Below are 20,734 nucleotides of genomic sequence, written 5' to 3' on the forward strand. Positions count from 1 at the left end.
TAATCGGGATTTACTGGATTCGGTATCAACTGTTGATTTTTACAATCTGCAAGTAAATCCAATTTTTCAAAAAATTACTTGACCAATTAATAGTTTAGTTCCCATAAAAAAAGCTTTATCAACTGTTATCTTTACCTCACATTTAATAATTATTGGTCTAGTTGCTACAATAGCTTTTTGATTTCCATCATTCGTATTGTGCAACTCTATTATTACACATCACAAAAAAGGTAATCTGAATTCACCCAACCTTCCAAACCACTCACCTTAGTGTTGGGACCATTAACCACACGGACGTAAACCCAAGGTTCCGCTCCCCACCTCAGCCATTTAACAACGTTGCCATTATTTAAACCAGCTTTTGATTTACCATTGGGTGTAGATCGTAAAGCTAACTGTCCCTGTGTAATATTTATGACTTTACAGGATTCTGGTGAAGATGCTGTTTTCTCATCACAAATCAAGTAATTGGAATTAACCCAACCTTCTAAACCGTTCACTTTAATATTGGGACCCCGAAGTACCCGAACGTAAACCCAAGGCTCGCTTCCTTGCCTTAATAATTGTACGCTATTGTTATTATTTAGACCTGCTCTTGACTTGCCATTAGGTTGAGAGCGTAAGGCTAGTTGACCTGTTTGAATATTAGTTACCGTGCAACTGGTTTGTTGAGCAAGAATTTTTTGATTTCCCATACCAGCAAAGGCAGTAGGAACAAAGTTAAAACTAGATAAAGATAAGGATATTAGAAATATCTTTAACAGAGAGGTTTGGTTTTTCATCGGTCATCAATCTCCACATCTCGGACAAGCACCGATCGTTAAGTCAAGCGCCATGCCTCCGAGAAAATTAACACCTCTTTAAACTAACTTCACTATGATTCCCTTGTACTCTGAGAATCTACGGAAATATAATAATGTAGATGGGCAGTACAGGACTCGAACCTGTGACATCCTGCTTGTAAGGCAGGCGCTCTACCAACTGAGCTAACCGCCCGTCGTGTTTTGACTCACAAGAACTAATGTTAGCACAGAAATTTTGAAAACGCGATAGTATTTTTGAGAAAATTTTTTCCACATATTCCTATGCCCTCTGGTCGGACTCACGATCGCATTACTCTATGGGCTTTGCCACTTGTGACAGGGGTGACTTTCTGGCAAACCAAAAGCGGTAACCTAACACTACTAGTAGCAGGAGGGTTTCTGTTTGGCGGACTGATGTTCGGTCCCGATTTAGATATTTACTCGCGCCACTACCAGCGCTGGGGATTTTTGCGTTTTATTTGGTTACCTTATCAAAAAAGTTTGCGTCATAGGTCATTCTTATCCCACGGTCCCATTATTGGTACAACACTGCGAGTTATCTATCTCAGCACCTTGGTAGCTATCTTAGGAATTTTGGTTATAGTAGTTGGCGAAAAGCTGTGGAATCTGCAGCTAGATTGGCAAATATTGCATAAGAATACAGCAAACACGCTATTCAATTACTCCAGAGAACTTCTAGCCCTATTCTTTGGGCTAGAAATAGGTGCTATGAGTCATTCTTTAAGCGATTGGAGTGGTTCGGCATACAAGCGAGTGAAAAAGCAAGGAGTCAGTGGATTGCTACCTCGTGGGAAAATGAAGAAAAGTAAAGTGAAAAGGGGTACGAGGAGACAAGGGGGAGCAGGGGATAAGGGGACACGGGGGACTAGGAAGAAAGGGAGCAGGGAAGCAGGGGAGCAGGGGAGCAGAGAAGCAAAGAAGTAGAGGAGCCTACCTTATCCTCGGTATCCTTCAATCCAAAATCTAAAATCCAAAATTTGTATAATCATTAACCAATTATGAAAAATTCTGACATATTAGCGGCTTTGCAAGAATTAATTGACGTGGTGGCAAAATTGCGATCGCCTGAAGGAGGTTGTCCTTGGGATTTGGAACAAACTCCCCAGACACTGACACCCTATGTAATAGAAGAAGCGTATGAAGTTGTAGATGCTATTAATAGTGGAGATAAAAACGCGATCGCTGAAGAATTGGGTGACTTACTTTTACAAGTGGTTTTGCAAGCTCAAATTGCCAGCGAATACCAACAATTTTCTCTAAAGGAAATTGCTGAAGGTATTTCACAAAAACTTATCCGCCGTCACCCTCATGTTTTTGGTGATATTTCGGTGCAAAACGTGGATGAGGTGCGGCAAAACTGGGAAAAAATCAAAGCTGAAGAAAAAGGAAAACCTGCTCCTGAAAGCCAAAAACTCAGTTACAAACTTCAAGGATATACACGCAAGCTACCCCCGTTAATGGCTACTATGAAGATTTCTCGCAAAGCAGCTGCTGTGGGGTTTGAGTGGGAAAACCTTGATGGAGTGTGGGATAAATTTAATGAGGAATTAGCAGAATTCAAAGAAGCTTTAGCCCACGAAACACCAGAAAGACAGCAAGAGGAATTAGGCGATTTGCTGTTTTCTATCGTCCAACTTGCTCGCTGGAATAATCTCGATCCTAGCGAAGCTTTGCAAGGGACAAACAGAAAATTTATTCAGCGCTTAGAACAAATGGAGGGATTTGCCAATCGTCCTCTCTCGGATTACACCCTAGAGGAATTAGAAGCTTTTTGGCAACAGGCTAAAGCAGTCGAGCGGATGGAGACTGGGGGTTAGGGACTGGGGACAGGGGAGACAAGGAAGAAAATTCTCCCTTGTCCCCAATTATATCAAATCCGTTTATAGCGGAATTATTTCTCTTTCCTCTCTCTCTGCGCTCTCTGCGTCTCTGCGGTTTTTTAATCGATGCTACCGGATTTGATATTACAACTTAATTGTCACCGTCTTAACCTCAGTGTATTGCTGCAAACCGTATTCACCGAGTTCGCGACCAATACCGGACTGCTTAAATCCACCAAAAGGTGCAGCAGCATCAAAAACGTCGTAGCAGTTTACCCAAACAGTACCCGCACGAACGTTGTTAGCTATGGCGTGTGCTTTGGTAATGTCCTTGGTCCATACAGCAGCTGCTAACCCATACATGGTGTTATTAGCTCGTTGAATAACTTCATCAATATCTTTGAATTTGATGATGCTCATGACCGGACCAAAGATTTCATCTCGAGCAATTTCCATGCGGTCTTGCACATCAGCAAAGATTGTTGGGGCGATAAAGTAACCTTTGTCACCCACTTGGTTCCCACCACATAGCATTCGAGCACCTTCTCGCATTCCCGCTTCTATGTAATGCATCACTTTGTTGAACTGTTCTTTATCTACCTGCGGACCTTGTTTGGTATTGAGGTCGAAGGGATTACCGACAGTGCGCTGTTTTGCGCGTTCGACACTCTTGGCTACGAACTCGTCATAACATTTTTCTTCAACAAAGAGTCGCGACCCTGCAACACAGCACTGTCCTTGGTTAAAGAATAGAGCATTATGAGCGCCTTCTATAGCCTCATCCATGTCAGCATCGGCAAAAACTATATTGGGGCTTTTACCGCCGAGTTCCAGAGTCACTCGTTTGAGGTTACTCTTTGCGGCTGCTTCCATCACCAAATGCCCTACTTCAGTCGAGCCAGTAAAGGCAACTTTGTCAATATCCATATGGTGGGAAATTGCAGCACCTGCAGTTGGACCGTATCCCGAAAGAATATTCACAACACCAGGGGGGAAACCAGCTTCAATCATGAGTTCGCCCAGTCGCAATGCTGACAGTGGTGTTTGTTCGGCTGTTTTCATAACCACTGTATTGCCGGTTGCCAAAGCGGGTCCTAATTTCCAAGCCTGCATGAGGAGTGGAAAGTTCCAAGGAATAATCTGACCTACCACACCGACTGGCTCGTGACGAGTGTAGCAAAAGTAAGGACCGTTGATGGGGATGGTTTTACCCTGGACTTTATCAGCCCAACCTGCAAAGTAACGATAGCAGGCGATGACTAATGGCAGGTCAGCATTCATCGACTCTGAAATAGGCTTACCATTGTCTAATGTCTCCAACTGCGCCAGCTCTTCTTTGTTCTGCTCGATTAAGTCAGCCAGTTTGTAAAGTAACTCGCCGCGACGAGTTGCGGACATTGTACGCCATTCTCCCTTGTTGAAAGCAGCACGAGCCGCATGCACTGCTTTATCTACATCTGCTGCATCTGCCTCTGCTACACTGCAAATCACGTCACCCGTAGCAGGGTTAATTGTTTCAAAACGCTTACCGCTAATACTTTCTACCCATTCGTTATTAATCAGCAGATTGGTTGGACCGATTTTGACCTGGTTGTCTAGTTTGAGTGCTGTAACCATCGGGTCCTCCTATAAGCTAAGCTTTTATTAGAGATGTGTTTAAATCTACCTTATATGTTGCTTGGTACGTGGCGTACCAGGTGGCTTTCTTTATGTAATTTTATGGTTTGCTTTACATATGGAAAACATAATTGCAGTTGCTCAAAAAACAAGACGGGCTGCACTCAAACTAGCAGTGCTTTCAACAGAGGCAAAAAATCAAGCAATAGAGGCGATCGCACAAGCTTTAGAATCGGCAAAAGATGAGATTTTGCAAGCAAATCTTGCTGATTGTGAAACATCTATTGCTGAGGGAATTGCTGAGCCTCTCTACAAACGTCTCAAGTTAGACGAACACAAATTAAGAGATGCGATCGCGGGTGTTAGAGATGTCGGTAAATTAGCCGATCCGGTGGGTACCGTACAAATTCACCGCGAAATCGATACGGGTTTAATCCTCAAGCGATTAACTTGTCCTTTGGGAGTCCTAGGGATCATTTTTGAAGCACGTCCGGAAGCTGCTATTCAAATTGTTTCCCTAGCTATCAAATCAGGGAATGGCGTTATTCTTAAAGGTGGAAAAGAAGCCGTTCGTTCTTGTGAAACAATAGTTAAAGCAATTAAACAAGGATTATCTCAAACTGCAGTCAATCCAGATGCAGTCCAGTTGTTAACAACAAGAGAAGAAATTTTGCAACTTTTGAAATTAGATAAATATGTCGATTTAATTATTCCTAGAGGTTCTAACTCGTTTGTCCGTTTTGTTCAAGATAACACGCGCATTCCCGTTCTCGGTCATGCTGATGGGGTTTGTCATCTTTATATAGATAAAGCAGCGGACCTAGAAAAAGCTGTTGCTATTACAGTAGATGCAAAAACGAACTATCCAGCTGCTTGTAATGCAATTGAAACTTTACTCGTTCATGCCAATATTGCCCCAAAGGTATTACCACAAATAAGTGAAGCTTTGCAACACCTTAAGGTAGAACTAAGAGGGGATGAACGCACGCGCCAAATTCTACCTAATATCTTAGAAGCAACCGAGCAGGACTGGGAAACAGAATATAATGCTCTGATTTTATCAATTAAGATTGTAGATTCCTTAGAAGAAGCAATTGCTCATATAAACGAGTATGGTTCCAAACACACTGATGGAATTGTTTCTGAAGACGAAGAAGCCGCTCAAACATTCTTAGCATTGGTAAATGCTGCAGGAGTTTACCACAACTGTTCGACCCGCTTTGCAGATGGCTTCCGTTACGGTTTTGGTGCAGAGGTTGGAATTAGCACTCAACAAATGCCACCTCGAGGTCCTGTTGGGTTAGAAGGTTTGGTGACTTATAAGTATCAAATGAGCGGTAACGGTCAGATTGCAGCTACTTATACGGGAGCAAACGCTAAAGCCTTTACCCATAGGGATTTGCTATAGAAGATTTTTGTGGTTACAATAATACCAAGTACTTGTTGTTATTTTGTTACACAGTGTAAGAAGACAACCAGGGAAATAGGGTCTGAGAACTCCTATTGAGTTTTTGAAATCTACGTATGGTGGATAATGCCCACCATATGTTGCTTTTGTGCGGCACGATCTTACCTACGGTACAGAAATATTTTTCGCCGAACAATTTCAGGATTATAATACCATTTTTAATTTTTTTTAACATTAAGTTTTAATAAGCCTTGGTGTGAGTCGTCAATGCAATGAGAGATGAAGATAAGACAAAAGAGCAGTTAATTCAAGAAATTGCTGAACTGCGACAACGTGTTTCAAGCTTAGAAACATTAGCAACTCAACAGCAGAAAGCAGAAACGGTATTGTACGATCGCGCTCAAAGGCAAGTTCAAAGAGAGCAAGCACTCAATCGAGTCATTCAAAGTATCCGCAACTCCTTAGATATAAAAACAATTTTTTCCACAGCAGCCCGTGAAATTGCTCACCTCATTCACGCCGATCGAGCAGAAATTGTACAATATTTACCAGAACGGCAACTGTGGTTAAACGTTACAGATTACCGCAAAAACCTAGATTTGCCAAGTGCTTTGGGATTGGAGATTCCCGATAGCTATAATGAAATTGCGTCTCGACTCAAGCGATTGGAAGTTGTTGTTATTGAAGATGCAAGCAGTAATTATATAGACGAAATCAACCGCAATTTTGCGGAGATTTACTCTGGAGCTTGGTTGCTAGTACCATTGCACGTTAACTCTTCAGTTTGGGGTAGTCTCAGCATAATACGCTCTTGCCAATCTTCCCCGTGGCAACAGGAAGACATAGAATTAACTTGCGCTGTAGCCGATCAGGTGGCGATCGCCATACAGCAATCAACCCTCTATGAACAAGTACAAAGCGAACTGCGAGAACGCAAACGAGCAGAAGCAGCAATTTACTTTCAAGCGCATTTATTATCAGCCGTAGAACAAGGAGTCATTGCCACCGACCTTGATGGCAAAATTATTTATTGGAATCGTTTTGCAGAAACTTTATATGGCTGGTCGGCACAAGAAGCGATCGGTCAAAATATTATGGATGTTGTTGTGACCGATACTTTACGAGAGCAAGGACTTAAAATTATGTCCGAGTTACAGCAAGGTAAAAGTTGGTCAGGCGAATTTCCCGTGCAGCGTCGAGATGGAACTCATTTCTGCGTACTAGTAACTGACGCCCCAATTTACGATGACCAAGGAGTCTTAATAGGAGTTGTTGGTGTTTCTACTGACATTAGCGAACGCAAACAAATAGAAGAGAAGATCCGCGAACAAGCTGCGTTGCTGGACATTGCCACAGATGCTATTTTAGTTCGAGACTTAAACCACAAAATTTTATTTTGGAACAAAAGTGCCGAGCGTCTTTATGGTTGGAAAGCACAAGAAGCTTTGGGACAAAATGCTCAAGTTTTTTTATATAGAGAAATACCGCTACAACTCCAAGAAGCAATCAATCAAGTTCACACAACAGGTGAGTGGTACGGTGAATTGAATAAAGTCCGAAAAGATGGTAAAGACATCATTGTAGAAAGCCGATGGACACTCGTGCGGGATGAAAGCGGTAATCCAAAATCTATCCTTACTGTTGACACCGACATTACAGAAAAGAAACAACTGCAAACTCAGTTTCTTCGCGCTCAGCGATTGGAAAGCCTTGGTACGCTTGCTAGCGGTATTGCCCATGACCTCAACAATATATTGTCTCCCATTCTCCTCTCCGCTCAAATTCTAAAAATGAAACTGGGCAATGAACAGCACAATCAGCTACTGGAAACTTTAGAACTGAATGCTCAACGTGGTGCAGATTTAGTCAAGCAAGTACTTTCCTTTGCGCGTGGCGTTGAAGGTCAGCGTACAGTATTACAGATGAAGCACTTGATCATAGAAATTCAGCAATTTGCCAAACAGACATTTCCTAAATCTATTCAATTTATTTGTAAAACAGCGTCAAACTTGTGGACTGTATATGGAGATGCAACACAGCTCTATCAGATGTTGATGAACTTAGTTATCAATTCTCGGGATGCAATGCCCAAAGGTGGTATTTTAGATATCTCGGCTGACAATTTTTTCATTGACGAAAACTATGCCAAGATGAATCTTGAGGCAACAGTTGGACCTCACATTGTTATCTCTATTAGAGATACAGGTACGGGTATGTCACCTGAAATCTTGGATAGAATTTTTGAACCTTTTTTCACCACCAAAGCCGTGGGACAGGGAACGGGGCTGGGTCTTTCAACTGTGCTCGGTATTGTGAAAAGTCATGGTGGTTTTATCAATGTTTCTAGTTCTGTTGGCAAAGGAACGGAATTTCAGGTTTTTTTAAAAGCCGTGATGGCAAATGAAATACAGTCAATAGAAAATTTGCCCCTACCCACGGGTAATGGAGAATTAATTTTGGTTGTAGATGACGAAGCCAAAATCCGAGACATTACCAAAACAGCATTAGAAAATTACAATTATAAAGTTCTTATTGCTAGTGATGGTATTGCAGCTATTTCAATGTATGCCCAAAATGTATCTGATATTCGCGTCGTCTTGTTAGATATGATGATGCCAACTCTGGATGGCATGACAACGATCCAAACTCTGAAAAAAATTAATCCGTCGGTCAAAATTATTGCTTCTAGCGGTCTTCAAGAAAATCAGCTAATTGCTGAATCTCTTGGTATTCACAAGTTTTTGCAAAAGCCATACACGATGAAGCAGTTGTTGCAAATAATACAAAATTTGCTTTGAAGGAGTTAGGGCGTGTTTTCAAGCGACTTGTTTAGCCTCCTGTTTTCCAGCTCCCCCTAAATCCATACAACGTTCTACAAGGCGGGAAACCCGCCCTAGCCCCTATACCAATGCTCTTAACAAAGCTTGTAACTTAAGCTGCACCTCTGCAAGTTCCTTGTCAGGATTGGAACCAGCAACAATACCAGCACCTGCATAAAGTCTAGCGCGATCGCCATCTATAAGTGCCGAGCGAATTCCTACAATAAACTCGCAGTTTCCTTCAGAGTCCACCCAACCTAATGGTGCTGCATACAATCCTCTTTCAAAGTTTTCATAACGGCGAATTTCACGACAAGCAATCTCTCTAGAAGCACCTGCAACGGCTGGTGTTGGATGCAATTGCGCGACTATGCTTAAGGGATGAACGTTATTAGGAACAATCGCATTTATGGGAGTCCATAAATGTTGAATGTTAGACAGTTGTCTCAAACGAGGTCTTAATACTTGGGGTAGTAAACCCAGTTGCGACAGCCGTTGTGTAATAAAATCAATCACTAGAGAGTGTTCGTGCCTTTCCTTTTCACTACTGAGCAAGCGACTGGCATTTACTGCATCTTCAGCTGGTGTTTTACCCCGTGGAGCAGAACCAGCAAGCGCATCAGTAATTAATTGCTGCTTGTCAATGCCTATCAAACGCTCTGGACTAGCTCCTATAAAGTTCTGTCCTTTTCCATTACTTATAGAAAAGATACAACAATTGGAATGCAGCTGTCGTAGATTATTTAAAGACTGTAGTAAGTTAAATCGAATACTGGCTCTAACATCTAGTGCATCTGCTAATACCACCTTTCTCAGACGCTTTGATTGAATACTTTCTAAAGCTCCCGATACCGAACGCTTAAACTGCTCTGGATTAGCGACATATTGTTGACTCAATTTTGGCTGTACTATTTTCAAAGGTAAAAAGCTATATTCTAGAGAATTAAGAGAACTGATGGTTTCCAGCTTACTCCACAAAACCTGTAATATTTTTTGAATATCCACGTTAGCATCCATCGGTATATTAGCAACAAATGTGTATCGATTGTTTTTAACAGCGACTTGCCAACAGGGAAGAAAAATAGTAGCAGATGGAAATGGATAATCAGCTTGACTGGGTTCTTCAAAGAAACTAAAACTACATAAGAACAGGGGTTTAGAAAAAGCTCGAGCAATTTCCGAAAAACAAACGGTTTTTTCCAGACAATCTTTGATAAAATCTTCTGACGCCTTGAAGCGGTTTTTGCCTGTTATTTCTAATTTAGCAGCAGCATCAAAAGACGCGATCGCTTCTTTTTTACTTTTATTCTCCCAATAAAAATTAATTTGCTGGGGTTGACCCAGTTTACTAAATACAACCAGAGGATCGACTGGGTCAATCTCTATCGAAACACTAGCAATTTGGGTGCAATTCTTCCTTAGGCAATTTTGCTGAATCGCCCAAAGAAAGTGGTATAGCTCCTTATTGTATACAAAAAAGTCAGCGCGACATTGTGAAACTGTCATGATCTAAAAATAGTAAATTTTTTTGAAGTTATCTTCCAAAAGAGTCATAAATCATGGTCGTATTTCTACAGGTAACACAAACAGACCCTTTTAACCAGAGTGAGTTTTGCAAAGTTGTAGTTTTGCAAAAACTTGCCTGCAATGTCCAGTTTCTGCTGTAATTTGAGACTGGGACAAAAAGTGGCAACTTCTAAGTTGTTACCTGTATAGAGTATATTTCCAAACCCTAATTTTTTTTGGGATTGGGAATTGCTGGCCATTTTAGTAAATCGCGACAAATGACTACAAAGCTGATTTCTTATCCCAAGAATAAGTTATGGATGGCGGCACTCAAACCGCCGATGTACAGCGTTGCTATTATGCCCATTTGGGTGGGTACAGCTGTTGCTTTTGCTGAAACGAAGACTTTTCATGGAGCAGTTTTTTCTACCTTTGTAGCTGCTGCAATTTGTATCCTAGCTTGGGAAAATCTCAGTAATGATGTCTTTGATTCAGAAACAGGGATTGATAAAAATAAACACCATTCTTTAGTCAACTTGACTGGGAATAAAACCCTCATATTCTGGGTGGGAAACTTATTTTTATTGCTGGGTTTGCTAGGAATATTAGCAATAGCTTGGTGGCAACAAGATTTAACCGTCATAGGTATAATCTTGTTATGCTGTGCTTTAGGCTATACATATCAAGGACCCCCTTTCCGTCTAGGATATCAGGGTTTGGGAGAAATCATTTGCTTTTTTGCCTTTGGTCCGTTAGCCGTATCAGCAGCTTACTACAGTCAAACGGCAAATTGGTCATGGCGGGCGTTGGTAGCTTCGGTAGTTGTTGGGATTGCCACGAGTTTAATTTTGTTCTGTTCTCACTTCCATCAAGTGAAAGACGACATAGCCGCAGGTAAGCGTTCTCCGATTGTCCGATTGGGTACGCAAAGAGGAGCGGAAGTCTTACAGTGGTTTACAGGTAGCATTTATGCGATCGCCTTCATTGGAGTGATTTGGGGACTGTTTCCAAGTTGGACTTTACTAAGTTGGGCAAGTTTACCCTTTGCAAGAAAATTATGTCACCATGTCCAAACAAATCACAACCAACCAGACAAGGTAAACAATTGTAAATTTATTGCAGTCTCAGTGCATTTTTGGTGCTGCTTGCTATTTGGCTTGGGGTTCGTATTAGGTTAGTCGTTAGTAGCTATTAGCCCTCCCTTGTATCTCAGGAGCACAGACGCTATGTGCCTTGCACACGCTCCGCGATACCGTAGGCTATGCCCGTAAGGGCTATACGCGTTGCGAAGCTATGCCCGCAACGGCTTACGCCAGTCCCAGTGGTCGCGGGAAACCTCCCTGAAGCACTGGACTCACCGCCTACTTTCTCTGGACTCACCATTAGCTATTAGCCATTAGCCATTAGCCATTAGCTATTAGCCATTAGCCATTAGCCATTAGCCATTAGCAAAAAATGCATTACCAATTCCAGTTCCGTCCCTATCAACGGAGATTTGTGCGATCGCTAACCACAAGTCACGGAGTTTGGGAGACTCGCGAAGGTATAATCCTCAAACTCACAAATGATTTGGGCGGAGTGGGTTGGGGCGAAATTGCACCCATCAGCTGGTTTGGTTCTGAAAACCAAGAGGAAGCTCTTTCGTTCTGTCGCCAGTTACCAGAAGCGATCGCAGACGAAACAATTTTTTCCATCCCTGATGAGTTACCTGCGTGTCAATTTGGTTTTGAGTCGGCTTTTTGGGGACTGAGGGCGGAGAACTGGGGATTGGGGGACAAGGGAGTTTCTCCTACTTTATCACTCAATCCAAAATCCCTAACATATAGCGCCCTATTACCTGCGGGAGAAGATGCATTGGAGGTATGGCGAACACTTTGGCAGGGGGGGTATCGTACTTTTAAATGGAAAATTGGTGTTTATCCTGTTACTGAAGAACTAAGAATTTTCAAAAGGCTCGCTCAAACCTTACCATCTTTGACAAAACTTCGGCTTGATGCAAACGGTGGATTGAGTTATGAAGAGGCTAACTTGTGGTTGTGGACTTGCGACAATCTTAAGACTGACAGTACTTTAAATTTAGAAATTGAATTTGTCGAACAGCCACTGTCTGTAGATAAGTTTGATTCCATGTTGGAATTGAGCCATTGCTATCACACTCCAATAGCTTTAGATGAATCTGTCGCAACACTCCACCAACTCGTAGCTTGTTACCAAAAAGGCTGGCGAGAGATTTTTGTTATTAAGCCGGGAATAGTGGGTTCGCCATTCCGTTTGCGTCAATTTTGCTTGGAGTGTGAAGTTGATGCTGTGTTTTCTTCTGTTTTTGAAACTTCTATTGGTAGAAAACCAGCACTCCAACTGGCTGTTGAATTATCGCGATACAACAGAGCGGTGGGTTTTGGAGTCAATCATTTTTTTGCAGAAGAAGAAGAAATTTGGTTGGAAAATTTATGGTAGCAACGTTAGAGTATATCGTAGAACAGTCCTTGCGCGTACCTTCAGATTGGCTAATTTGCGATTCCGATAATTTATTTCCCCTCATTATCAAACAACGATATCTAGAGTTAATGCAGTTTTCCCATTGGAAAACACCTCCAAAGATTCTCTTAGCCGAACCCGAACCAGTCAAGTTTCTTGCAAGTTTTCTTGCAGCTTGTCAAGCAAATTGTCCGGTTTTCCTTTGTAATCCCGGTTGGGGACAACAAGAATGGGAACAGGTTTTTGATTTAGTTAAACCAGATATTATTTGGGGCGTGAACCATAAGGTATCGGAGCTCTGCAAAGAGCAACATTCTTTCCCCCCATCCCCCTGTCCCTCCCTATCCCCGTCTCCACTCATCATGATCCCTACAGGCGGTTCATCGGGGAAGATTAAGTTTGCCATGCATACTTGGGAAACTTTAATGGCGTCAGTACGGGGATTTAAAGAATATTTTCAAGTAGATAACATTAACTCCTTTTGCGTATTGCCTATTTATCATGTTGGCGGATTAATGCAGTTTATGCGTTCTTTTACAACAGGAGGTCAGCTGGCAATTCTCCCATTTAAAGAGTTAGAATCCGGACAAAACTATAATATTCAACCACAAGAATTTTTTATTTCTCTAGTTCCTACACAGTTACAACGTCTCCTGCAAAATGCAGAACTCACTCAATGGCTCGCCCAATTTCAGACAGTTTTGTTAGGAGGTGCGCCTGCTTGGAGCGAACTTTTAGAAGCAGCAAGATGCCATAAAATTCGATTGGGTCTGACTTATGGTATGACAGAAACAGCATCTCAAATAGCGACCCTGTTACCAGATGATTTTCTTAAGGGTAAAGATAGTTGTACCCGTCTGCTACCTCATGCCAAAGTCAATATTTATAACGAGAAAGGCGAAATTTTGAAGCCAAATCAAACAGGCAATATTAAGATTTCTTCTCAATCCTTAGCCCTTGGTTATTATCCTAATATTCAAACTAATTGGGAGTTTTTACAAACAGATGATTTGGGCTTTTTAGATGAACAGGGGTATTTACATATTTCCGGACGTAGCAGTGACAAAATTATTACAGGTGGTGAAAATGTTTATGCTATAGAAGTGGAATCAGCTATTAGAGGAACTCAAATGGTAACAGATGTTTGCGCGATTGGTGTACCCGATCCGGTTTGGGGACAAGCAATAACCGCAATTTATATACCTAAAAATTCAAATATTTCTTATTTACAAATTAAGGAATTATTGAAAAATAAAATGAGTCGATTTAAAATTCCAAAAAATTGGATTAAAGTAGACAGCTTACCTCGAAATTCTCAAGGCAAAATTAATCGGCTACAGGTACAGGAATTAGCTAGCAATTTTCTGCAAAAAAATCTCAGACAAAATCAAGTACTTACTCCACCTAAGCATACAAATCAGCATAGCGGTTGCGATCGCGCCACCGGTTAGAAATCGCACTCTTTAGAAATTTAGTATAAAATCATACTAATTTCTTCCCCTTCAGATAGTTTCTCGCGATTTTCTTCTCTCTATACTTTCTGCACCTTTACGATTTGTCTCCAACCATTGCTTCATGTTTTCGGGTAACTCTGTTTTGGTTCTGCTGGATGTATCAATACAGACGTGTCTGGTAATTGCTTTTGCAGCGACTACCTCACCAACAATAACTTCATAACCGACTTCAAATCTATCCCCACTCAGTTGTTGGGGTATGAGTCTAATAACTAAATTATCCCCGGAGTACAATGGGCGAAAAAAATCGACATTTGCATGAACAATGGGGAATGCAATAGATGGATTCGTGAAAAAATCTTTGAGATTCATGCCAAAGGTGGCTAGAGATTCTTCATAGGCTTCATGGCATATGGCCAAGACATTAGCAAAGTAAACTACTCCGGCTGCATCTGTATCTCGAAAGCGAACGGTGTGGTTGTATGTAAAAGCCATATTAAAAAATTATGGTTGTCTATTATATAGCAGGCTGTTTGCCTGCTACTGTAACCAAGTTTACCAATTATCTGTTGGTTCGATCTAAAGGTGAATAAATATCCTCAGAATCTGGATTTAAGTATGGACGCTGTAGATCGATACCCAACCGAGCAAAATGCTGGTAAATTGCTGACATCCTCTTCTCGGTAGAATTATCGCCGTTCTCCCAAGATTCTAATAAAGCATTAGCCACAATTTGACAACGGTTCATACCGAAACTTTCTTGAGACGCAAACTTTTGGCTTGGTTCTTCTGCAAGACCGAGTCCTGGGGCTAAAAATTTAGTGAATAGAGGAATGTCTTTGTGAAAATGAGCTTGATGCTTCACATAGACAGCTTTCAGAATTTTTCGCACTGCTAAATAGTCTTCGCGTTCAAAGTACAGAATTCCTGAGTCATAGCGTCCGTAACTAGAGCGATTGTGTAGAACTTGAAAACTAAATGGAATTTCCGCAGAATTGAGTAGCCTTGTAAGACTATTCATAAGAGCGATCGCACCTGTTGGGGTTATATTAAAGTAAATTCGCCCCACTCCAAAATCACCGTTTAAATTGACTTGTAAATCCTGACCGACATTGCTAACTGCTATATAGAAGCCATTTTCTATACGATTTTTTGGCATCCAAATGGCAGTGACTTCACCTACTTTAGTAGACTGGACCATTGTTTCTAAGTTGGCTGGACGCTCAACGTATAGTGTTAAACCACCTTTGGCTACTGCCATACTACCATCAGGTTCTTGTCGCAAGACTTCCCAACCAGAATCAAAATAACCAACACCGTGGTTGCTACTGTGTAGTTGTTCGTAAAACGGTAAGTCTATTTTAAATTGAGAATCGCTCTCTAAGCTTTTGTGTGGAAGGTTACTAGGACAAATACCATTTTTTTCTATAAGTATCTTTTTTAGAGAACCGTTGTAATAGATACCGTGAAGAAAATTCCGCAGTAATAGAGAGAGATATTTTTGTTGTAAACTGGGCGAAGTTTGCTGAAATCTACCTGCTACTTGTTGTGGTAAGGCAAAAGGTTGGTATTTAGGATGGCTAATGCAAAAGCTCGATTCAATTTGGATATTGCTAGCTATATCTAAGAGAGATTTTAAGAGTGGTTTTGAAGATTTTAACATGATCCGGCAAAAAGGGAGTGGCTGAGTGAATGAGGGAGAGAGGAAAAGAGGAGATGAAAATGATTAACAGCCGCGCAAACGTGCTTTATTGTTGTGGAGACGCAGCAAATTGACTTCTTTTTGTGCTTGCGAAAATTTTGTAAGTTTTACAAAAGGTTTGATGAGATCTGTTTCTGAAACTCCAAAAACAGTCATCACAGATTCTTGCGGTTTGGTCAGTAAACTTCTGGCAATTTGAAACGTACATATGCCTGAGTTATCAAAGTAGCGATGCTGCTTAATTTTTTCATCTATTTTATGAAGCAGCGCTAAACCCGCAAATTGAACGGTACGGAGAAGAAAATCATTCCTCTGTTCAAGAATTGTTGGAAAAGTGTCGAGATAAGCCTGAATCAGAGCCAATATTGAAGGCTGAAGAATGTCGAATGGAACTGCTGATAGATGCAGAGATTCATCTAAATCTAAAGAAGGGTCTACTACCAAACTTTCTAACCCAATTGCCAAATAATCGGCTACTAAAGTTCCCAAGTCAAAGCTGGGATCGCCCCAAGCGCATGCTTCCCAATCAATCAATCGCACCAGACAGTTGTCGAGTTGCTCCCACTTGGAATGAAGCAAAATGTTGTCCAATCTCAACTCATTATGAGTTAAACAGCAAGGCTTCCATTCATAAGATAATTCTGCGATCGCCCCTTCTATGGTTTCATAGCGTTGGTAGAGAGTGTAGAATTTTAAGGCGTTCGTGGGAACGCGACTAATAATTTCCGGTCCAATGGAGCCAAGTCCTTGTGCTGGATTATATAAATGATAGCGATACTCACCTTCTGGCGCAGTTGCCATAAAATCGCGATACTCGTGATGCTTGAAGGTCGCACGATGCAATAATCCCAGACTGGTACCGATCGCAGTAGCAATCGAGTTGGGAAAGCGCAAGTTTTGTCGATAAAAACTAGCAGTGTCTTGATAGTCTTTAAGGTAATTGCGGACTAAGATAGACTTTTTCCTATCAAAGTACACCACCAATGATGCGATCGCAGAAATACTCCCCAAAGCAGGAAAGCGTTCGAGCAATTGGTGAAACAGCCATTCATTGAAAAATTCCTGTGGTTTTCCATCATTATCAATATGGCGTTCCTGTTTAACCAACAGCTGGCGATTTCCTTTCAGAGTAACGAGCAAATTAAAATTTTTCTTGCTACTCTGTGGCAATTCAGAGTCGGTAGAAACGCCTTCTTCTGAGCTACACAGACCTGCTTCTTGCAAGTCCTGGATAACATTATGAGAAGACAGTGAGGTTAACATGCACTATTTCCACTCATCGAAAGATTGCTTAGACAATTTGTTGTAATGGAGGTTGTTTTTCCTTCAGTAATAAGTAGATAGCAGCAAGCCTGATATCGATACCTGTTTGTATAAACTATTAATATCTTATTTTAAAAAATGACACTTGCCAAAATGGCAATACTCACTTTAATCTGTCTTTAAATTTTAACTAAAAAGATGTTAATCCTTTAACATTTTAAACAGATTTACGTATAAACAGAAATTTTGATGTTTGGCATTTGTTCGATTGTAACCTTTCCTAATTTTTAAATGACACGGGAATATACTTATCCACTTTTTACAGTGACACCCCACAGTACAGGACATTCCAGTTAATTTCCGGATATTTCAAATGATTTTCTTATACAGCAAGTTGCTGTCGTCACAAGTCTTTGGCTCGAAACGAGCGTTTAGAAAAAAATTTGGAATTTCAATCTTTCTTAAGGATGATATTGGTCGATGTTGATTTGGTTTCAATACGCTGATTTTTTTCCCCAAAAGAGTCAGAATTTTCTGTAATTTAAGCAACCAATTATCGGTAACACGAGCAGATTTAGAAATTAAAAGAAAACTTTACTGATTGTTAAGCTTAAGAGACATTTTGTAATAAATCCAAAATTCAGCATCCAACTTCATTGCAAGACCAACAGCAAGAAACACACATGAATCGCAATAATTGGCAAGAAAGTTTTTGTTAAATTTTTTACCATGAAGCCAAAACCAGGACGGATCTCGTAGCACGGTAAAGGTAACAGCAAGCCTTTGTCGTTACTCTGAATCGCTGCATTACAAACAGAATACTCTCTTTGGAGCCGCGACCCTGAAGACGAAATTTTAGACACAGTCAGAGAGTTGGGTATTGGGTTTGTTGCTTACAGTCCTCTAGGACGGGGATTTTTATCGGGAGCTATTACAAGCCCTGATGATTTTGCAGAAGACGACTATCGCCTTATGTCTCCTCGATTTCAAGGTGAGAACTTTTACAAGAATCTAGAACTGGTGAATCAGGTTAAGGCGATCGCAGCTGAAAAAGGTGCAACCCCCAGTCAACTGGCATTAGCATGGTTGTTAGCTCAGGGTAATGACATTGTTCCCATCCCAGGGACAAAACGACGCCGATATCTAGAAGAGAATGTAGGAGCAACAGAAATTACGCTCACACCAAACGATCTGCGTCGGATTGAAGAAGTTGCACCCAAGGGATTTGCTGCAGGCGATCGCTATCCAGTTCAACATATGAGTACACTCAATCTTTAACAGTCGCCTATCCCAAGCGCAATATTCTCACAAAGAATAGCAAGAAATTGTTGTAATTCACAAGAATTGGCAAGACAACTCATACAAAGTCTTTTACTGTTGAATACAGTAAGTACGGTTAACACCGCTTACCTTTCATAACAGGATAATGCAGGGAACAGATTACAATCATGGGGCTGGTGCTCTATGATTGTTTTTATAATTATGAAGTCCAAGCAGCTAGACATATCTAGTGAAAAATAATCTCAAGACATTGCAAACTGCTCGTCTTAACAAGGGTTGTACGCAATGCATAATTTTTTTGTAAAATATTATCATTATCATTTCGATTGAGAAAGCATTGGCTTGCATTTGTGTCAAATGACCTTGCTCTTTTTCACAAGCGATCGATTGCCAACTTCTACCAAACGCAACTATCGAACGTATAGAGCCCCTTTCTCTGTAAGTAGGTCAGTATTAAAAATTATCGTCATGACAAGGCAGATGGCAGAGGGCAGATGGCAGAAGGGAAGAGGTTTTTAGGCAACTTTACTTTTCGTTACATAGTTCGGTTTTTTTGCGCCTTTCTACTTAAAAGATACTTTTAATCACTTTTAGTTATAAATTTAAATAAAAATAATGTTTGATTTTATAGAACCGCTTTTCTAAAGTAGTGAGTAAGAAGTTTAGTAGTGGCTCGTATAAAACTAAAGCCTTGGAAGGAAAAATGAATAAATCCAATTCTCAAAAATTAACAAACTGGCTTGTAACAGCAGTCTTTCTAGTACTCGCAGTCACTTTTTCATTGTTCGATCAGCCAAGTGCTAGCGCTCAAACACAAACACCAATTACAACCACACAATCTACACCAGCACCCATCACATCTGTAGCAGCAAACATTAGACATTTACTAGAAACCAACGAGTGTGTGGGATGCAATCTCATTGGAGCAACATTAAAAGACGCAAACCTACAAGCTGCTAACTTAGAAAATGCAAACCTGCAAAATGCTGACTTAGAAAGAGCAAATTTACAAGGAACAAACTTGCAAGGCGCGAACCTGCAAGGTGCAGATTTAGGTAAGGCAAACATAATAGGCGCAAACCTAGCAAGTGCTAACCTATTTGATGCGGACTTAGAGAAGGCAAATTTAACAAACGCAAATATATTGGGAGCAAATCTTCAAGGGGCTGATTTAGAGGATGTGGTAAGACCCCAAGGATTTGCCATTCAGTAACTGCTCTCTCTAGAGAAATATAAAGGCTCATTGTTATGTCAATTCCGCCTAATTACTGAAAGTAATTGGGCGGAATAACTTTAACAATAAGAAATTTCTTGACGATCGCGGAAATACTTACCGCTGTCGCTTAATGAAGCTTCTGTCGCCAGCCAAAGAGCAGTATCAGCCCCTTCTTCAGGTGACCGTGGAGCAGACGCACCACCCATATCAGTCCTCACCCAACCGGGACACATAGCGTAAACTGCAATTCTTTTTGGTCTTAAAGCTTCAGCGAGCATAATCGTCGCACCGTTAAGTGCTAGTTTAGATAAGCAATAACTGGGGACTTGTGCTGAAAGACCGCCGATCTCTCCATATCCACTCGATACATTAATAATTCTGGCACTGGATGCTTTTTCTAATAAAGGCAAGAAGGCTTGAACGATACTAATAGGACCTAGGGTGTTGGTGTTTAAAGCGACATCCAACAATTCGCGAGAAATGTTGAGAATATTCACGCCTTCATCGGGATAAATTGCTGCGTTGTTGACAAGTACATCTAAATGGTTGATTTGTTGGGATAACTCTCGAACGGCGTCGTGAATGGAGCTATCATCAGTGACTTCAAGAACAACTGGTCTGACGTTGGATGGTGAAGATAGTTTTTCTGCAGCATCCCGTGCTTTTGAGAGCGATCGCGCTGCTAGAATCACCTCAAATCCAGCATTCAGCAATCCCTTACAGATGGCAAACCCAATCCCTTTATTACCTCCGGTCACCAGTGCGTATTTTTTCGCAGGTTTTGCGTTCATCTAAAACCTCATGGAAACGTGCAAACCATTTGTCTGTGGCTCTTCTTCCTATTGCCTCGCTGTTCTTAAGAGATTGTTACATAACAACGCGCCTCACAAATAAGAATTTTTTGACAATAGACTATTTCACGCAGATTTTCTTGTACATTATTGCGATACAAAGTAGATTCTTGCAGTAAACATTCCCCAAACATAAATTTTTTTGAGATGTAGGGGAGACAGAAGTGCCATGTGGATAGAAGTTAATCTTCTATACCTCTTTAGTATTGGCACAATTATTATGTCATGAATTGATGACATAAAGAACTCCAGTCAATAACAAAAAAGCAGAAGATCGGCTCTGATGCTTGAAATACGGGTCTTGTATTCAGTTATGGAAACTTCAGAAGCAGTCGCTTCGAGTTTCACCAGAGTAGACGCTTTTGAGCAAATTCGTGTCAATATATCTTCAATGGCACAAAAGTCAAAATCTTGGGAGGTAACCGTATCAAAACTCCATTCATAAGGAAATATGCAGTTTACACTCGGTCTACTCGGTAATAACCAGATATTGAG

The 20,734-nt window shown here is 41.0% G+C and carries 18 protein-coding genes and 1 tRNA gene; 10 read left to right on the forward strand and 9 right to left on the reverse strand.

Features of this window, described 5'->3' with window-relative positions:
* Positions 1 to 212: 212 nt before the first annotated feature.
* Together HC643_RS11340 and HC643_RS11345 are read right to left on the reverse strand one after the other, a co-directional pair.
* On the reverse strand, positions 213 to 782 hold the full coding sequence (locus tag HC643_RS11340; protein ID WP_038075197.1) for an SH3 domain-containing protein: 570 nt from the start codon (positions 780 to 782) through the stop codon (positions 213 to 215).
* 141 nt (positions 783 to 923) lie between these two features.
* Positions 924 to 996 (reverse strand) — tRNA-Val (locus HC643_RS11345).
* Between the two features lie 89 nt (positions 997 to 1,085).
* On the opposite strand from HC643_RS11345, the gene HC643_RS11350 reads away from it, so the two are divergent.
* Positions 1,086 to 1,748 carry a metal-binding protein gene (locus HC643_RS11350; RefSeq protein ID WP_050045682.1) on the forward strand — a complete coding sequence of 221 codons (663 nt, stop codon included), beginning with the start codon at positions 1,086 to 1,088 and terminating at the stop codon, positions 1,746 to 1,748.
* Positions 1,749 to 1,822: 74 nt separating this feature from the next.
* Positions 1,823 to 2,641: a nucleoside triphosphate pyrophosphohydrolase gene (mazG, locus tag HC643_RS11355; RefSeq protein ID WP_038075200.1), complete on the forward strand. Its 819-nt coding sequence runs from the start codon at positions 1,823 to 1,825 to the stop codon at positions 2,639 to 2,641.
* Positions 2,642 to 2,788: 147 nt separating this feature from the next.
* Here mazG and HC643_RS11360 read toward each other — a convergent pair whose 3' ends face one another.
* Entirely contained in the window at positions 2,789 to 4,261 is a 1,473-nt protein-coding gene (locus HC643_RS11360; protein ID WP_038075203.1) for an aldehyde dehydrogenase family protein, read from the reverse strand.
* Positions 4,262 to 4,379: 118 nt separating this feature from the next.
* On the opposite strand from HC643_RS11360, the gene HC643_RS11365 reads away from it, so the two are divergent.
* Positions 4,380 to 5,669 carry a glutamate-5-semialdehyde dehydrogenase gene (locus tag HC643_RS11365; RefSeq protein WP_038075274.1) on the forward strand — a complete coding sequence of 430 codons (1,290 nt, stop codon included), beginning with the start codon at positions 4,380 to 4,382 and terminating at the stop codon, positions 5,667 to 5,669.
* Between the two features lie 272 nt (positions 5,670 to 5,941).
* On the forward strand, positions 5,942 to 8,467 hold the full coding sequence (locus HC643_RS11370) for a PAS domain S-box protein (RefSeq protein WP_038075206.1): 2,526 nt from the start codon (positions 5,942 to 5,944) through the stop codon (positions 8,465 to 8,467).
* A 102-nt stretch (positions 8,468 to 8,569) separates the two neighbouring features.
* On the opposite strand, the gene HC643_RS11375 is transcribed toward HC643_RS11370, so the two are convergent.
* On the reverse strand, positions 8,570 to 9,994 hold the full coding sequence (locus HC643_RS11375; RefSeq protein ID WP_038075209.1) for an isochorismate synthase: 1,425 nt from the start codon (positions 9,992 to 9,994) through the stop codon (positions 8,570 to 8,572).
* Positions 9,995 to 10,272: 278 nt separating this feature from the next.
* Between HC643_RS11375 and menA the strand changes: the two genes are divergently transcribed.
* From menA to HC643_RS11390, 3 genes are all read left to right on the forward strand, one after another.
* Positions 10,273 to 11,172, forward strand: coding sequence for a 2-carboxy-1,4-naphthoquinone phytyltransferase (gene menA, locus HC643_RS11380; RefSeq protein ID WP_038075214.1), 900 nt, complete (start codon positions 10,273 to 10,275; stop codon positions 11,170 to 11,172).
* 277 nt (positions 11,173 to 11,449) lie between these two features.
* Positions 11,450 to 12,451, forward strand: a complete 1,002-nt coding sequence (locus tag HC643_RS11385) for an o-succinylbenzoate synthase (protein WP_167844659.1) — start codon at positions 11,450 to 11,452, stop codon at positions 12,449 to 12,451.
* Positions 12,445 to 13,923 (forward strand): 2-succinylbenzoate--CoA ligase, encoded by a 1,479-nt coding sequence (locus tag HC643_RS11390; RefSeq protein WP_167844660.1) that lies wholly within the window; start codon positions 12,445 to 12,447, stop codon positions 13,921 to 13,923. Before HC643_RS11385 ends, HC643_RS11390 begins: the two co-directional genes overlap by 7 nt.
* Before the next feature lie 51 nt (positions 13,924 to 13,974).
* Here HC643_RS11390 and HC643_RS11395 read toward each other — a convergent pair whose 3' ends face one another.
* The 4 genes from HC643_RS11395 to HC643_RS11410 all read right to left on the reverse strand — a co-directional run bounded on the left by HC643_RS11395 (position 13,975) and on the right by HC643_RS11410 (position 17,754).
* Positions 13,975 to 14,421 (reverse strand): acyl-CoA thioesterase, encoded by a 447-nt coding sequence (locus tag HC643_RS11395; protein WP_038075217.1) that lies wholly within the window; start codon positions 14,419 to 14,421, stop codon positions 13,975 to 13,977.
* Positions 14,422 to 14,488: 67 nt separating this feature from the next.
* On the reverse strand, positions 14,489 to 15,589 hold the full coding sequence (locus HC643_RS11400; RefSeq protein ID WP_038075220.1) for a T3SS effector HopA1 family protein: 1,101 nt from the start codon (positions 15,587 to 15,589) through the stop codon (positions 14,489 to 14,491).
* 63 nt (positions 15,590 to 15,652) lie between these two features.
* Entirely contained in the window at positions 15,653 to 16,891 is a 1,239-nt protein-coding gene (locus HC643_RS11405) for a phosphotransferase (protein ID WP_038075223.1), read from the reverse strand.
* 653 nt (positions 16,892 to 17,544) lie between these two features.
* Positions 17,545 to 17,754, reverse strand: coding sequence for a hypothetical protein (locus HC643_RS11410; RefSeq protein ID WP_167844661.1), 210 nt, complete (start codon positions 17,752 to 17,754; stop codon positions 17,545 to 17,547).
* On the opposite strand from HC643_RS11410, the gene HC643_RS11415 reads away from it, so the two are divergent.
* Both HC643_RS11415 and HC643_RS11420 read left to right on the forward strand, forming a co-directional pair.
* Positions 17,744 to 18,169: an aldo/keto reductase gene (locus HC643_RS11415; RefSeq protein WP_237266070.1), complete on the forward strand. Its 426-nt coding sequence runs from the start codon at positions 17,744 to 17,746 to the stop codon at positions 18,167 to 18,169. The two genes, HC643_RS11410 and HC643_RS11415, sit on opposite strands and share 11 nt — an antisense overlap.
* Positions 18,170 to 18,875: 706 nt before the next feature.
* Positions 18,876 to 19,385, forward strand: coding sequence for a pentapeptide repeat-containing protein (locus tag HC643_RS11420; protein ID WP_038075226.1), 510 nt, complete (start codon positions 18,876 to 18,878; stop codon positions 19,383 to 19,385).
* Positions 19,386 to 19,465: 80 nt separating this feature from the next.
* On the opposite strand, the gene HC643_RS11425 is transcribed toward HC643_RS11420, so the two are convergent.
* Positions 19,466 to 20,179 carry an SDR family NAD(P)-dependent oxidoreductase gene (locus HC643_RS11425; RefSeq protein WP_038075229.1) on the reverse strand — a complete coding sequence of 238 codons (714 nt, stop codon included), beginning with the start codon at positions 20,177 to 20,179 and terminating at the stop codon, positions 19,466 to 19,468.
* 343 nt (positions 20,180 to 20,522) lie between these two features.
* Here HC643_RS11425 and HC643_RS11430 point away from each other — a divergent pair, with 343 nt between their 5' ends.
* Complete coding sequence (locus HC643_RS11430; protein WP_153021456.1) at positions 20,523 to 20,684, forward strand: hypothetical protein; 162 nt, start codon at positions 20,523 to 20,525, stop codon at positions 20,682 to 20,684.
* Positions 20,685 to 20,734: the final 50 nt, after the last annotated feature.

It is taken from the genome of Tolypothrix bouteillei VB521301 (assembly GCF_000760695.4).
GTDB classification, from domain to species: domain Bacteria; phylum Cyanobacteriota; class Cyanobacteriia; order Cyanobacteriales; family Nostocaceae; genus Scytonema; species Scytonema bouteillei_A.

What these genes read in the sequence shown, in the direction of transcription:
- HC643_RS11405 (WP_038075223.1), bottom strand. Translation starts at nt 16,891, where the DNA reads ATGTTAACCTCACTGTCTTCTCATAATGTTATCCAGGACTTGCAAGAA.
- HC643_RS11365 (WP_038075274.1), top strand. Translation starts at nt 4,380, where the DNA reads ATGGAAAACATAATTGCAGTTGCTCAAAAAACAAGACGGGCTGCACTC.
- HC643_RS11360 (WP_038075203.1), bottom strand. Translation starts at nt 4,261, where the DNA reads ATGGTTACAGCACTCAAACTAGACAACCAGGTCAAAATCGGTCCAACC.
- HC643_RS11395 (WP_038075217.1), bottom strand. Translation starts at nt 14,421, where the DNA reads ATGGCTTTTACATACAACCACACCGTTCGCTTTCGAGATACAGATGCA.
- mazG (WP_038075200.1), top strand. Translation starts at nt 1,823, where the DNA reads ATGAAAAATTCTGACATATTAGCGGCTTTGCAAGAATTAATTGACGTG.
- HC643_RS11430 (WP_153021456.1), top strand. Translation starts at nt 20,523, where the DNA reads ATGCTTGAAATACGGGTCTTGTATTCAGTTATGGAAACTTCAGAAGCA.
- HC643_RS11400 (WP_038075220.1), bottom strand. Translation starts at nt 15,589, where the DNA reads ATGTTAAAATCTTCAAAACCACTCTTAAAATCTCTCTTAGATATAGCT.
- HC643_RS11390 (WP_167844660.1), top strand. Translation starts at nt 12,445, where the DNA reads ATGGTAGCAACGTTAGAGTATATCGTAGAACAGTCCTTGCGCGTACCT.
- HC643_RS11370 (WP_038075206.1), top strand. Translation starts at nt 5,942, where the DNA reads ATGAGAGATGAAGATAAGACAAAAGAGCAGTTAATTCAAGAAATTGCT.
- HC643_RS11350 (WP_050045682.1), top strand. Translation starts at nt 1,086, where the DNA reads ATGCCCTCTGGTCGGACTCACGATCGCATTACTCTATGGGCTTTGCCA.
- HC643_RS11375 (WP_038075209.1), bottom strand. Translation starts at nt 9,994, where the DNA reads ATGACAGTTTCACAATGTCGCGCTGACTTTTTTGTATACAATAAGGAG.
- menA (WP_038075214.1), top strand. Translation starts at nt 10,273, where the DNA reads ATGACTACAAAGCTGATTTCTTATCCCAAGAATAAGTTATGGATGGCG.
- HC643_RS11420 (WP_038075226.1), top strand. Translation starts at nt 18,876, where the DNA reads ATGAATAAATCCAATTCTCAAAAATTAACAAACTGGCTTGTAACAGCA.
- HC643_RS11425 (WP_038075229.1), bottom strand. Translation starts at nt 20,179, where the DNA reads ATGAACGCAAAACCTGCGAAAAAATACGCACTGGTGACCGGAGGTAAT.
- HC643_RS11340 (WP_038075197.1), bottom strand. Translation starts at nt 782, where the DNA reads ATGAAAAACCAAACCTCTCTGTTAAAGATATTTCTAATATCCTTATCT.
- HC643_RS11385 (WP_167844659.1), top strand. Translation starts at nt 11,450, where the DNA reads ATGCATTACCAATTCCAGTTCCGTCCCTATCAACGGAGATTTGTGCGA.